Source organism: Streptomyces marispadix (assembly GCF_022524345.1).
Classification (GTDB): Bacteria; Actinomycetota; Actinomycetes; order Streptomycetales; family Streptomycetaceae; genus Streptomyces; species Streptomyces marispadix.
Window position 1 is genome coordinate 2,461,807 of record NZ_JAKWJU010000002.1, and the last position, 13,920, is coordinate 2,475,726.

Genomic DNA, 13,920 nt, shown 5'->3' on the forward strand with positions numbered 1-13,920 from the left:
GAGCCGCGGCCCCCGGCTGGAGCGAGCACATCCCGGGCAGCGCCCCGTCCCCTCGCGGGCGGGGCGCTGACCTGTGTGCGGGACTCGGCATGGGCGGGGCTCTCGGCGCGGTAGGGACCTGCGGCCCCTCATCGGGGCCGACCGGCCCTCTGCCCCGCACGGCGGCGGCAGGAGCCTGGCGAGTGGGACGGGGTCGTTCCGTGGCCCGCGTCCAGCATCCCGAGAACGCCGTCTACAAGGAACCGCAGGGAGCCAGTGCCCATGCCTTCCGCCTCATCCCCTCGCGGCGAGGTGGTGGAGAATCTTGTCCGCGATGCGTGTATGGCACCGTCCATGCACAACGCACAGCCCTGGCGCTTCCGCTACAGCCGCGGAGGCGACTCGATCGAGCTGCGCGCGGTCCCCGAGCGGGCCGTGCCGCACGCCGACCCCGAGCTGCGGGCACTCCATCTCGGCTGCGGCGCCGCCCTGTTCAATCTGCGGGTGGCCGCACAGAGCGCCGGCTTCCGGCCCGTAGTGACGCTGCTGCCCGACCCGGACGACTGGCAGACCCTGGCGTCCGTCTCGCTGCGGGAGTCCGCCGGGACCGTCGACTCGGGGCTGCCGCTTCTCTACAGGGCGATCTCGGAGCGCCGCACGAGCCGCTACCCCTTCGCCGAGCGCCCGATACCGCCCGCCCTCGCCAACCGCCTTGTCGAGCAGGCCCGTTCGGAAGGCGCACGGCTGGCGTTCCTCTCCGGCTGGCACCTGTCTCTCGTACTCGACGTGATCGAGGAGGCCGAACTCAGCGCCGGGCACGGCGGCGACCCGGACGAACGGCTCTGGGTCCGTACGGGCGTGAAGATCTCCGACGCGATCGCGGACGGGGTCCCCCACGACGGCCTCGGGCACCGCGAGGCCGACGGCAGGGCGCCCGTGAGCGACCTCGCCCACGGCAGGAGCGGCCTCGACACGGGCACGGACGCAGGTGCCGAGGCGAGCGGAGCGGGGCCGCATACGGGGACGGAAGTCCCGGGTGCGGGCGAGCGCGGACCGGACATGAACGCGGGCACGAGCCGCCCGGGTACGGGTCCTCAGGGCGCCGTCCCTCAGGGCGCCGCCCCTCAGGGCGGGGTGCCGGGCGCGGGCGCGGGGGAGTTCGCGCAACTGCCCCATCTGGGGCTGCTCTGCACCGAGCACGACCACCCGGACGACTGGCTGATGGCCGGGCAGGCCATGGAGCGGATGCTGCTCACGGCGACCCGGGAGGGTCTGGCCACGTCCTTCGCCACACAGGCGCTGGAACGCCCCGAACTGCGCTGGCTGCTGCGCGACCCCGTATGGGGCTCCGGCCCCGTGCAGATGGTGGTCCGCCTGGGCTACGGCCCGCTGGACCCGGCGACACCGCGCCTGCCGCTGCGGGACGTACTGGAATTCGTGCCCTGACCGAGCCGGGGCCCGCTGCCATGACCGAGCCCGGGCCGTGACCGAGCCCGGGCCGTGACCGGGCCCGTACCGCGACCTGCGCGCGAGCCCGCCTCAGTCAGCCCTTCAAGCCCCTCAAGCCCGTCAATCCCCTCGAACCCTTCAAGCCCCTCAAGTCCTCGCGGCCTCAGTCGCGGCGGCTCCATCGCGGGCCGACCATCGCCCACTCCCGTTCCCACCCCCTGTCCCGTACGGCGTCCAGGCGCCGCCGTACCAGCCAGCCGGCGCTCGCCACGGCGAAGCAGGTGGCCACGGCGACGGCTCCGCCCGCGGCGCCGCTCTCCACGGCCACCTCGGTCGCGTCGGGCGGCGGCTCCTGGGGCATGCCACGGCGGTCCAGCCACACCGGTGCATGTTCGCCGCGGCGGGTCCCGATCTCGACGGGTGCCCTTTCGGTACGGGTACGGCCGTCCGCAGTCGTCCAACTCACCTCGGTGAGGACGGTGGGGTCGTCGGAGACCGTCGCGACCCCGTCCGTGGAGGGCGCGTCCTGGCGCAGCACCGCGGACGTCCGGTGGAGTCCCGGCTCGTCACGGAGGTTGCCCGCGACGGTGTCCGAGGCCATGGCCCCGGTGAGCGGCGCGGTCACCGTCATGACCACCGCGGCTGCCAGCCCCGCCCATGCCTCGGCACGGTCGGAGCGACGCCGGAGCGGATTCCTGCGCCAGCGCCACAGCCATCTCCTCGTCCTCATGTGCCGACTCCTCACCGCGGCTGACCGGCCACGGGAGCGAGGTGATCTGCCGGGCGCGGCCTAAGGGGGCCGAAACGTCCACCGATGCCGGTACGGACGGCCCCCTCCTTCGCCCCGCCGGGACCGTTCGGCCCTACGCGGGCCGCGAGCGGCGGAGCGACGATGCGAACAGCGGCGCTACGCCGGGGTTCCCGAGTGGAAGCAGTGCGACATGAGCGATCTGCCGGAGTTCTCCGAGCAGAACCCCATCAGGGTCCTGCTGCTCGACGACCACGAGGTTGTACGGCGCGGCGTGCACGATCTGCTGGAGGCGGAGACCGACATCGACGTCATCGGCGAGGCCGCCACCGCCGAGCAGGCGCTGGCCCGCGGGCCCGCGCTCCGTCCGCATGTGGCCGTACTGGACGTGCGGCTGCCCGACGGCGACGGCGTGACCGTCTGCCGCGAGCTGCGCTCCCGCATGCCCGAACTGGCATGCCTGATGCTGACGTCCTTCGACGACGACGACGCCCTGCTGGACGCGATCATGGCCGGTGCCTCCGGCTATGTGCTGAAGCAGATCAAGGGCTCCGACCTGGTCTCCGCCGTACGCACGGTCGCGGCGGGCCAGTCCATGCTCGACCCGGCGACCACGGCCCGGCTGATGGGCAGCCTGCGCGGCCCGGAGGCACGCGAGGAGGAGCAGGAGGAGGACGCGTTCGCGGGCCTGTCGCCGAGGGAGCGGGACATCCTCGACCTGATCGGGGAGGGGATGACGAATCAGGAGATCGGCAAGCGGCTGTTCCTGTCGGAGAAGACGGTGAAGAACCACATCTCGCGGCTGCTCGCGAAGCTCGGCGTGGAACGCCGGGTCCAGGCCGCCGTGCTGGCCACACAGGCGCAGGCGCAGTCCCCGGAGAAGGACCGGCACCGCAGGCACTGAAGGACCAGACCCGCGGCAGCACTTCCTGCCGACTGAGAGCGCTGCCTGCCGACTGAGACCACTTCCTGCCGACTGAGAGTGCTGGGACTGCCCGCGTCAGCGCCTGCCGATCGGCGTGCAGACCTCGCGGGGTCCTTCGCCTCGTGTCCACGGCCACGGCAATCGCCATCGCCATCACCATCGCCGTACCGAGACTCAGCCGCCGGGGGTCCCCTCCTCGCCGACCCCGGCTCCGGCCCCGTCCCCGCCCCCGGGCTCGTCCGCCGGGACCCGCCATACGAGCCTCGTGCCGCCGCCGGGGGGCGTATCGAGGCGCAGTCCGCCGCCGAGGCGTTCCGCCCGTTCCGCGAGATTGTGCAGTCCGCTGTGCCGGGCGCCCTCCGGTATGCCGGCGCCGTCGTCCACGACGCCGAGCGTGAACGTCCGCCCCGTCGGCCCGTGTCCACCCGTCGTCTCCCCCGTCGCCTCAGGCGCGGCTTCCGCCGCGACCTCCGCGGTCACGCGCACGCTGTCCGCACTGGCATGGCGTGCGACGTTCGACAGCGCCTCCCTCAGCACCGCCACGGCCTCGTCGGCGACCGCGCCGGGCACCTCCGTATCGAGCAGGCCCTCCATGCGCAGTTCCGGCGTGAAGCCCAGCGCGGAGGCCACGTCCCGCACCGCGCCCGTGATCCGGCCGCGCAGCCCCTCATGTGAGGCGGCGTCGCCGTCGTGGGACCGCAGGCCGAAGATGGTCGACCGGATGATCTTGATGGTGGCGTCGAGATCGTCCACGGCGCGCAGCAGCCGCTCACGTGCCTTGGGGTGCTCCACGAAAGGCTCGGCGCTCTGGAGCGTCATCCCGGTGGCGAAGAGCCGCTGGATCGCCAGGTCGTGCAGGTCGCGGGCGATGCGGTCGCGGTCCTCCAGCAGCGTCATCTGCTCGGCGTCGCGGCGCCGTTCGGCGAGTTCCATGGCCACGGCGGCCTGTCCTGCGAAGGCGCTCAGCGGTGCGATCTGCGGTCCGTCGAAGGGGCGGCAGGGCTTGGCGCGGGCGAGCAGTAGTACGCCCCTGGCCGCGTTCTCGGCGATCATCGGCACGGCGACGGCAGGTCCCAGACCCTCCCAGCGTGGCGAGGCGCCCTCGAACCGCGCGTCGTTCTCGATGTCGGCGCTCACGGTGACCTCGCCCGCGGCCATCGCGGCGCCCGCGAAGGAGCCCTCGCGCGGCAGCCGCAGCGCCCTGTGGTGTTCGGCGTCGGTGCCCGCCGCCACCGCGACCCTCAGCGTCTCGCCGCCGTTCTCCGTGAGGGCGAGTACGCCGAGGTCCGCGGAGAGGATGGTCCGTGCGAGTTCGACGATCAGCCCGAGCACCCGCTGCTCCTCGATGCCGGAGAGCAGCGCCCGAGTGACCTCGGCGTTCGCCTCCATCCAGCGCTGGCGGTAGCGGGCCTCCTCGTAGAGGCGTGCGTTCTCGACGGCCACGCCCGCCGCGGCGGCGAGGGTCGAGAGGACGGTCTCGTCCTCACCGTCGAACTCCCCGCCGCCTCGCTTCTCCGTCAGACAGAGGTGGCCGAACACCTCGTCCCGCACCCTGATCGGCACCCCGAGGAACGAACGTATCGGCGGGTGCCCTGTCGGCAGCCGCCGCGAGGTCCCACTGCCGTCGAGGTCGGACAGCCGCAGCGGCACCGGGTTGCGGGTCAGCTCGTCCAGCAGGACGTCGCCCGCCGGCAGTGGCGCCGTCAGCGGGCCCCCGTCCTCGTTCTTCTGCCGCCCGTCGGCGCCCACCGGGATGAAGCGCGAGACCCTGCCGTCCTCCCCGAGCACGCCGAGCGCCCCGTACTCGGCGTCGACCAGCACCACCGCCGCCTCGGCGATGCGCTGGAGCACCTGCGGGAGTTCAAGCTCACGGCCGACGGAGAGCACCGCGTCGAGCAGGCTCTGGATGCGGTCCCGCTTGCCGCGCACCGCGTCGATCCGTGTCTGAAGCTCTTCCAGCAGGTCGTCGAGGTGCATACGGGGCAGCCCGCCGGGCCCCTCGCCGTCCCTGTGATGCACAGTGCCGCTCATCGACCCTCCGCATGAATTGGGAGGATTTGTCCGTTGCCCTAGTCCAAACAGTAGCCGCTGGACGGGCCGAACGGCACGGCCAGTCTGCCCTCCCGGGCCCGTACGGACAGTCCGTACGGGCCCGGCAGCCGGGACGATCGGCCCCTGCCCGATCCGAAGACCGGCCCCGCCTCTCGCTTGCGGGAAGGCCCCCGCCTTCCGCTTACGGCCGCTCGCCCACGCCCGTACGCAGCTCCCGCAGCCGCCCCCCGCCCGGCAGGCTCCGCGTGAGCGTGGGGGTGTCCATTCCGGCCACGTTCCGCAGACCGGTCAGGAAGGCGCCCACCGCCTCGTCCGCGGTCCACCTCGGCGTCCAGCCCAGCTCACGCCCGGCACGGCCCGCGTCCATCAGCGGCAGCCGCAGCACAGCGTCGAAGAGCTGCGGCGAGGCGGGCAGCAGATGCGAGTGCCAGCTCGCCGCGAGCGCCGTACGCAGCGGCCGCAGCGGCATCCGTACGACACGGGCGTCCAGCAGCCCCGCCAGGACCTCGGCGTCCACGATGGGGTCGGCCGCGAGGTTGAAGGCGCCGCGTGCGGTGCCGGTGACGGCCAGGCGGTACGCCTCGGCGGCGTCGTCGGTGTGCAGAGTCTGCATCCGCAGCCCCGGCACGTCCGGCACGATCGGCACCAGCCCCGGCCTTACGAGGCGCTGCGGCAGGAAAGGTCCCGCGAACAGCCGCCTCTGCTCGCTCGCCGACTCCTGCTTGAAGAGGAAGCCGGGACGCATGCGCACCACGCGCACCTCGGGGTGGCTCGGTTCGAAGCCGTCCAGCGCCCGCTCCAGATAGGACTTCTCCCGGCAGTAGGCCGCCTCGGGCCAGCCGTGCGTCGGCCAGCTCTCGTCGACCTGGCGGTCCTTGGGTCCGGGCGAGTAGGCACCCACCGAGGACGCGTGCACCAGCGCGGGCACCCCGGCGTCCGCGACGGCGTCGAAGACCCGCAGCGAGCCGAGGACGTTGGTGCGCCAGGTCGTGGACGGCTGATGGGTGGGCTGGAAGATCCACGCGAGATGCACGACTGCGTCGGCACCGCGGAAGAGCCTGGTCAGTCCGTCCGTACGGCCGTCGCGCTGCACGTCCTCGCGGCCGATGTCCGCGGAGGCCCAGGTGGTCTTCGGGGGCGACCAGCCCGGGATGCGGCGGGCCACGCCCAGCACCGAGCCGACCTGCGGATCGTCGGCGAGGGCACGCACCACGCTCGTACCGACGTTGCCCGTGGCGCCGACCACGACGACGCGCAGGCCGGGGCCGCCCGTACCGGACTTGGAAGCGCCACGTTCGGGGGAAGCGTCAGGTTCAGGGGTCATGAAGGTTCCTCTCCTCGCCAGTCCTCACGGTTCCGGCCGGTACTCGTGCCGGTTCGGCCGGTGGTCGGCCCGCCCCTACGGTTCTCGCCGGTTCTCGTAGGCCCCCGCGTGTCCGCCCCGCGCGCCCGTCCCTTCACGCCCGTCCGCCGTCCGTCATGTGGCGGCGCGCCCCGAGGGCAGCACGGCTCGGATGTCCGGCGGGAGGACGTCCTCCAGCTTCCGCATCAGCTCGGGCGCCACCGCCGCGTCCAGCACCTCCAGTACGGCGCCCGCACGGCGCAGGGCCTCCTCCTCGGACGTCTCGCCGCGCCAGGCCACGCGCCCCGCGAAGACGGGCAGGTCGAAGCGTTCCCCGCTGGTCCTGCCCTCGGCACGCTCGTGCGGCGACATCTCGTGTACGGCGACGACGCGGCGCAGCGACTCGGCCGCCTCGTGCGGGAGTTGCGCGGCCAGATGGTCGGCCACTCCGTCGGGTACGCGCTCCGCGACGGTCTCAAGGGTGGCACGCACGGCCTGCTCCGCCGCCTGCCTGCTGCCGAGGTCGGCACGCGCCTGCACCTGCCCGGTGAACTCCTCGTAGCGCATCGCTCCTGCCATCCCCTCCGGCTGTGTGGTTCGGTGCGCGGGTGCAGGCGCCGACGGACGATCGGGCGGCCGGTACGACCCGCTCTCGCAGGTCGCCGAGTCGGCGGCCTTCCTGTGAAGGCCCCGGACGACGGTTCATACGACGGTTTCGTACGACGCGTCCGTACGACGGCTCGCATGCGCCCGCCGATGTCCGTCCGCCAAGTCCGCTCCCGCGCTGCTACCGGCCGGGTGACCGCTTGCGCGCGATCCGACACACTTGCCGCTCACACGGGCGACCGGCCGGGTGTACGCGGTCAGCGGGCTCCTTCGCCGGGGCGCCCGGCGGCTTGGTGTCCGGCCCGGTCGACGGCTTGTTCAAGCACGTCACCCGCGTGCTCGACCTCGTCCAGCAGCCGTACAGCCTCCGCCAGGAGAATCCCGTAGGGCTCGGACGGGTCGCTCACGGGCAGCGGCGAGCCGCTCTCCGCCGCCTCGGCCAGCCTGCCGCGCGCCTCCTCCAACTCCTCGACGGCGGCGCCCAGTTCGCGGCACTGCTCGCCCAGCCGGTCCTCGTCGAGGCGGCCGAAGACCTCGGCGACGGCGGCGAAGCACGACAGGAAGTCGCCGTAGCGGACCAGAAACCACCGGTACCCCCGGCCGTCACGGTCTTCCCCGTCGTGCCACTGGTCGAAGCTGCGCGTCATCGACGTCATCTGATAGGTGATCCGCTCCAGGGCGTCGGTGACCTCCTGATAGCCGGTGAAGCTGGGGCGGCCACGCCAGCGGCCCAGCACCCGCCACGGGTGGTAGTGCACGCTCTCCCGTGCGGTCTGCACGGACGTCTGCGCCTGCGCGGTCATGGGCCCGAGCTGCGCCGCGCGATAGCGCCAGCGCTCCGTGCTCTCCTTGTCCAGCTCCCCCCTGCGCAGCGCGGCGCAGACGTCCTCGGCCAGATCGCCCAGTGACTGGCCGAGTACGTGGATGCCGTCCTCGGCGCTGCGGTAGCGCATCGGCGGCAGCACCAGCACGTTCACCACGACGCCGACCCCGCAGCCGATGAGCACGAGCAACACGATCTGCCCCAGCTCTCTCAGCCCCTGGCTCTGCCCGGCAGCGGCGGCGTAGGTGGAGAAGGCGAAGAACGCGGCCGTGGTGACCTGCGACCCCTGCGGCCCCAGCCGCCGCCATCTGCCGATGAACGCCGCGATCAGCGCCACCAGTACGAAGCTCAGCAGATTCGGGCCGAGGAACGCGCCGAACGCGCCCTGTAGCGAGACGCCCACCGACACCGCGCCCACGTGACGCAGCGCCTGCAACAGCGACTGATACGCGGTGATCTGCACGATCAGCACTGCCGAGAACGGTGCGAACGCCGGGCTCTGCGCGCCGATCAGATCGTGCGCGATGTACCACGAGACGCTCGCCACCAGGGCGCTCTTGCCGATGAGCGTGAGCGTCTGCCGCTCGCTGCTGTTCGGGTTCGCGGCCCTGCGCAGCCACTGGGACACGCGGGCCGCACGGGCCTGAGGCGCCGCCGACCGCATCAACGGCGCCTGAGCCTTCGCCATGTGTACGACTCCCCCTCCGACATCCGGCACGACGGGTGCTGGGCGGCACCGCGTACCCCGGGCGACCGTTTCGGACCTCTTTGTGACCGACCTCGCACAGCTTCGTCACGAACAGCCCACGTACGAGTGAAATGCCTGTTTCTCGCGGGCCGGACGGTACGAACGTGCTGCGGTCGGCGGCGCCCCGAGAGCCGCCACCCGAGGGGCGCACCGAACCGGGACCGAAGAAGCACGAAGAGGCACGACCGGAACCGTGCCGGACGAACCGCGACCGCGACCGCGATTGCAACCGCTGCCGCCGCCGAAGGACCGCCACCGAAGGACCGTGACCGAAAGGGCCGCACCATGCCTGTAGTGACCGAACCGCCCCCACGGGAAGCCCCTACCCGCCGCCGCCGGCGGCCTGGCGCTGTGATGGTCACCTGGCTCTCTACGACGGACCACAAGAAGATCGGCTCTCTCTATATGGCGAGCGGCTTCGTCTTCTTCCTCATCGGCGGCGTGCTGGCGCTGGTGATGAGGGCCGAACTGGCGCGTCCCGGACTCCAGTTGATCTCATCCGAGCAGTACAACCAGGCGTTCACGATGCACGGCACGATCATGATGCTGTTCTTCGCCACCCCGCTCTTCGCCGGGTTCGCCAACGCGATCATGCCGCTCCAGATCGGCTCGCCCGACGTGGCCTTCCCCCGCCTGAACATGCTGTCGTACTGGCTGTATCTCTTCGGCGGCGGCATCACGCTCATCGGCTTCCTGACCCCTGGCGGCACCGCCGACTTCGGCTGGTTCGCCTACACGCCGCTCTCCGACCAGCAGCACTCGCCCAACCTGGGCGGCGACCTGTGGGTCATGGGCCTGGCCCTCTCCGGCTTCGGCACGATCCTCGGCGCGGTCAACTTCGTCACCACGATCGTCTGCATGCGCGGCCCAGGAATGACGATGTTCCGCTTGCCGATCTTCACCTGGAACATCCTGTTGACGAGCGTGCTGGTGCTCCTCGCCTTCCCCGTGCTCGCCGCCGCGCTCTTCGCGCTGGAGGCCGACCGCAAGTTCGGGGCGCACATCTACGACGCGGGCAACGGCGGAACGCTGCTGTGGCAGCACCTCTTCTGGTTCTTCGGCCACCCCGAGGTCTACATCATCGCGCTGCCGTTCTTCGGGATCGTGACGGAGATCCTCCCCGTCTTCAGCCGCAAGCCGATCTTCGGCTACGTCGGCCTCGTCGGCGCGACCGTCGCCATCACCGGCCTGTCCGTGACCGTATGGGCACACCACATGTTCGCCACCGGCGCCGTGCTGCTGCCGTTCTTCTCGTTCATGTCGTTCCTGATCGCGGTGCCGACGGGCGTGAAGTTCTTCAACTGGATCGGCACCATGTGGCGGGGGTCGCTGTCGTTCGAGACGCCGATGCTGTGGAGCGTGGGCTTCCTGGTGACGTTCCTCTTCGGCGGTCTGACGGGCGTGCTGCTCGCGTCGCCGCCCATGGACTTCCACGTCACCGACAGCTACTTCGTCGTGGCCCACTTCCACTACGTGGTCTTCGGCACCGTCGTCTTCGCGATGTTCGCAGGCTTCTACTTCTGGTGGCCGAAGTTCACCGGGCGGATGCTCGACGAGGCCCTCGGCAAGATCCACTTCTGGACGCTCTTCATCGGCTTCCACACCACGTTCCTCGTCCACCACTGGCTCGGCGCCGAGGGCATGCCGCGCCGCTACGCCGACTACCTCGCCTCCGACGGCTTCACCGGGCTGAACATGGTCTCCACCGTCGGCGCCTTCCTGCTCGGCCTGTCGACGCTGCCGTTCATCTACAACGTATGGAAGACCGCCGTGTCCGGGCAGAAGGTCGAGACGGAAGACCCGTGGGGCTACGGCCGCTCCCTGGAGTGGGCCACGTCCTGCCCGCCGCCCCGGCACAACTTCGGGACGCTGCCGCGCATCCGCTCCGAGTCCCCGGCCTTCGACCTCCACCACCCGGAACACTCCGAGGGCATCTGAGGCAAGGGGGAACGGGCCGTGGACGTGGCCGGGCACGCCGGGATGCGCCCGGTGGCGACGGCCCGGCCGTGAACGCGTCCTCGGGCGGCGAGGCCCGGCCGTGAACGCGAGCCGACCGAGTTGCGGCGCCCGTAGCAGCGCCACATCGTGAACTCCATGACGACCCCCGCACGTCCGCGTCTGATCAACGCGCTGCCTCCCGAGGGGCGCGAGCGGTTCATGCGGCTGGCCAGTCAGGTGGGGTTCCCCGGCGGCACCCGAATCTTCGAGGAGGGCCGGCGGGCGGACAGGTTCTGGATCGTCCGCAGCGGCTCCGTCACCCTCGACCTGCACGTACCGGGGCGGCAGGCGGCGACCGTCGAGACCCTGGGAACGGACGATCTGCTCGGCTGGTCCTGGATGTTCCCGCCATACGTCTGGCAACTGGGCGCCTCGGCCGCCTCGCAGGTCAGCGCCCTGGAGTTCGACGCGGACGAAGTACGGGAGCTGTGCGAGGAGGACCCCGAACTCGGCCGCGTCGTCTACCACCAGGTCGCCTGGATCATCGCCCGGCGGCTGCACGCGGCCCGTACGAGACTGCTAGACCTGTACGGACCGCAGGGCAGCGCGCCAGGGGTCTGACGCGGCGCGGTCCGGGGCCGTCCTACGCCGTCTGACTGAGCGCGGCACCCGGCGGCCACCGGCCCCGGAAACCCGGGCCCCTAAACCCGGAGGGCCGGAGGCCGGACCCGGATCAGCCGAACCTCGCCCCGCTCCCCGCGGTGGTCACCAGCGACGAGCTGTCCGCCCGGTAGACCTGCTCGCCCTTGAGCGCGATCTTCAGCGCGCCCGTCTCGGCCGCGCCCGCGAAGACCTCGTACGCCTCCTCCATCGCGCCCAGCTCGAAGACGTGCGTGACCAGCGACGACACCGGCAGCCTCCCGGCGGCGAGCATGCTCAGCAGCATCGGCGTCGAAGAAGTGTCGACCAGGCCCATCCGTATCGTCAGGTCCTTGATCCACAGGTCTTCCAGGTGCAGTGCCGCGGGCTTCCCGTGTACGCCGATGTTCGCGACGTGGCCGCCCGGCCGCACCATGCGGGTGCACATCTCGAACGTCTCCGGCACGCCCACCGCCTCGATCGTCACGTCCGCGCCGAGCCCGTCCGTCAAGTCGTAGACGAACTGTTCGGGCCGGTCGGAGGCGAGCACCCTCGCGTCGGCGCCGAAGCGGCCCGCCGCCTCCAGCCGTCCCGGCGTCAGGTCGACGGCGACGACGCGGTCGGGCGAGTACAGCCGCGTGGTGGCGATCGCCGCGAGCCCGACGGGCCCCGCGCCCACCACGACGACGGTGTCCCCGGGGGACACCTGCCCGTTGAGCACGCCGACCTCGTAGCCGGTGGGATAGATGTCCGCGAACAGCACCGCGTCCTGGCTGTCGATCGCGCCCGGCAGCAGATGCACCGAGTGGTCCGCGAACGGCACACGCACGTACTCGGCCTGTGTGCCGTCGATGCGGTGCCCGAGGATCCAGCCACCGCCGCCGCGGCACTGCCCGTAGGAGCCCTCACGGCAGAAGCGGCACCGGCCGCACGCGGTGATGCAGGAGACCAGCACCCGGTCGCCCGGCCGTACCGTCCGCACGTCGCGGCCCGCCTCGACCACTTCGCCGACGGCCTCGTGCCCCAGCACGGTGCCGGGCATCACCCTCGGGACCTCGCCGCTGAGGATGTTGAGATCGGTGCCGCAGATGCTGGTGGTCTCCACCCGTACGACGACGTCCTGCGGATCGTGAATGTCCGGATCGGGCACGCTCTCCCAGGCCGCTCTGCCGGGCTCGTGCAAGACCAGTGCCTTCATGGTCGCTCTCCTCCCGCTCCCGTTCGGGCCCATGTCCACCGGGGTCCGCGGCCGGGTACGACGAGCACGCGGGCACGAGCCCACGCGGTCCGGCACGGCCCCGCGCGGTCGATCGGCGGCCGTCTGCCGTCCGGGCCGGTCCGCCCGGCAGTGCGGAGACCCTGGTCCCACCCTGGCCTCGGCTCCTCGGCGCCCGCATGGGCCGCCCGGCCCACGGCACACGGCCGAGCGGCCCGGCACACCGGGAGCACGGGGACCTTCGGCCCACCCCTGAGACCCGCCCGGCCTCTCGGCCCCGCGTCGGCTGAGCAGGACTCTTTCACCGAGGGCGCACGTACGCGCCAAGGCCCGTGGGAGACGGGTCTCCGCGCGAGCCCGCGAGGGCGGCGCCAGCGTGGCGACCCCCGGGACACGGAGGCCACAGGCCCGAGGCCCGGCAGACGGGACGGAGGGAGGCGTCGATGTTCCAGACCGTCACGGTGGGCCTGGACGGCACGCGCGAGAGCCTGGCCGCCGTCGACTGGGCGGCCCGGGAGGCGCTCCTGCGGGGCATAACGCTGCGGATCATCCAGGTCCGTGAGACCGGCGCCTACCCGTATTCGCCCATCGCCGACGACGAGGTCGAGCGCGAGTGGGCACAGACGATCACCGGCGAAGCCCTCGACGATCTCAACAGCCGAATGCCGGATCTCTCCGTCACCGTCGACATGGTCGCGGGACGCCCAGCCCATGTGCTCGCGGACGCCTCCGCCGACACCGACCTGCTCGTACTCGGCTCCCGCGGCCTCGGCACCGTCCTCGGCTTCATCGTCGGCTCGACCGCGCTGCCCACCGTGGCGCACACCGTGTGCCCCGTGGTCCTCGTACGGGCGCGCCCCCGCACGCACCGGGAGGAGCGCTCCGAGACGGCCGGACCCGGCGCGGGACACGAGCCGTACGGGCCCGACGAGTCCTACGAGCCCCACGAGCGGGAGACCGGCGAGCCCGGCGACCAGGACCACCCCCACCTCTACCCCGCGTCGGAGACCCCCGGCGGCGACATCGTCCTCGGCCTCGACCTGGGCCGCCCCTGCGACGAACTCATCGCCTTCGCCTTCGACATGGCCGCCCGCCGCTCCGCGCAGCTCCGCGTACTCCACGCCTGGGACCTGCCCCCGACATACGGAATGCGGCCGCTGCCCGTACCGCCCGCGATGACCAACGAGCTGCTGGCCGCGCAGAACCAGGCGCTCACCGCCACGCTGCGCCCCTGGCAGGACGCACAACCCGACGTAAAGGTGCAGGCCGAGGCCGTCATCGGGCAGCCTTCGCGGCTGCTGGTGGAGGCGGCCGCCCAGGCGTCGATGCTGATCGTCGGCCGCCGCAACCGCCGCTCGCGGCTGGGCACCCACGTGGGCACCGTCGCCCACGCCGTCATGCACCACGCACGCACACCGGTCGCCGTCGTACCGCACGACTGACCCGTGCCTTTCC

The 13,920-nt window shown here is 72.1% G+C and carries 11 protein-coding genes; 5 read left to right on the forward strand and 6 right to left on the reverse strand.

The genetic code is table 11. From position 1 onward, the window contains the following. Positions 1–333 precede the first annotated feature (333 nt). Positions 334–1,425 carry a nitroreductase gene (locus tag MMA15_RS10435; protein ID WP_241058830.1) on the forward strand — a complete coding sequence of 364 codons (1,092 nt, stop codon included), beginning with the start codon at positions 334–336 and terminating at the stop codon, positions 1,423–1,425. Between the two features lie 166 nt (positions 1,426–1,591). Here the strand turns inward: MMA15_RS10435 and MMA15_RS10440 are convergent, their stop codons facing one another. Then, the gene (locus MMA15_RS10440; protein WP_241058831.1) at positions 1,592–2,158 is read right to left on the reverse strand and encodes an Rv1733c family protein; all 567 of its coding nucleotides are present in this window, start codon (positions 2,156–2,158) and stop codon (positions 1,592–1,594) included. Positions 2,159–2,369: 211 nt separating this feature from the next. On the opposite strand from MMA15_RS10440, the gene MMA15_RS10445 reads away from it, so the two are divergent. Further along, positions 2,370–3,080, forward strand: coding sequence for a response regulator (locus MMA15_RS10445; RefSeq protein WP_241058832.1), 711 nt, complete (start codon positions 2,370–2,372; stop codon positions 3,078–3,080). A 195-nt stretch (positions 3,081–3,275) separates the two neighbouring features. Here the strand turns inward: MMA15_RS10445 and MMA15_RS10450 are convergent, their stop codons facing one another. From MMA15_RS10450 to MMA15_RS10465, 4 genes are all read right to left on the reverse strand, one after another. Then, complete coding sequence (locus MMA15_RS10450; protein WP_241058833.1) at positions 3,276–5,132, reverse strand: sensor histidine kinase; 1,857 nt, start codon at positions 5,130–5,132, stop codon at positions 3,276–3,278. Positions 5,133–5,334: 202 nt separating this feature from the next. Then, the gene (locus MMA15_RS10455; RefSeq protein WP_241058834.1) at positions 5,335–6,477 is read right to left on the reverse strand and encodes an SDR family oxidoreductase; all 1,143 of its coding nucleotides are present in this window, start codon (positions 6,475–6,477) and stop codon (positions 5,335–5,337) included. Between the two features lie 153 nt (positions 6,478–6,630). Beyond that, positions 6,631–7,074, reverse strand: a complete 444-nt coding sequence (locus MMA15_RS10460; protein WP_372498219.1) for a DUF2267 domain-containing protein — start codon at positions 7,072–7,074, stop codon at positions 6,631–6,633. A 284-nt stretch (positions 7,075–7,358) separates the two neighbouring features. Next, positions 7,359–8,612 carry an FUSC family protein gene (locus MMA15_RS10465; RefSeq protein ID WP_241058835.1) on the reverse strand — a complete coding sequence of 418 codons (1,254 nt, stop codon included), beginning with the start codon at positions 8,610–8,612 and terminating at the stop codon, positions 7,359–7,361. Positions 8,613–8,957: 345 nt separating this feature from the next. Between MMA15_RS10465 and ctaD the strand changes: the two genes are divergently transcribed. Together ctaD and MMA15_RS10475 are read left to right on the forward strand one after the other, a co-directional pair. Further along, entirely contained in the window at positions 8,958–10,610 is a 1,653-nt protein-coding gene (gene ctaD / locus MMA15_RS10470; RefSeq protein ID WP_241058836.1) for an aa3-type cytochrome oxidase subunit I, read from the forward strand. Between the two features lie 156 nt (positions 10,611–10,766). Then, entirely contained in the window at positions 10,767–11,231 is a 465-nt protein-coding gene (locus tag MMA15_RS10475; RefSeq protein ID WP_241058837.1) for a Crp/Fnr family transcriptional regulator, read from the forward strand. Positions 11,232–11,343: 112 nt separating this feature from the next. Here the strand turns inward: MMA15_RS10475 and MMA15_RS10480 are convergent, their stop codons facing one another. Continuing rightward, on the reverse strand, positions 11,344–12,447 hold the full coding sequence (locus MMA15_RS10480; protein WP_241058838.1) for an alcohol dehydrogenase catalytic domain-containing protein: 1,104 nt from the start codon (positions 12,445–12,447) through the stop codon (positions 11,344–11,346). Between the two features lie 461 nt (positions 12,448–12,908). Between MMA15_RS10480 and MMA15_RS10485 the strand changes: the two genes are divergently transcribed. Further along, the gene (locus tag MMA15_RS10485) at positions 12,909–13,907 is read left to right on the forward strand and encodes a universal stress protein (protein ID WP_241058839.1); all 999 of its coding nucleotides are present in this window, start codon (positions 12,909–12,911) and stop codon (positions 13,905–13,907) included. Positions 13,908–13,920 lie beyond the last annotated feature (13 nt).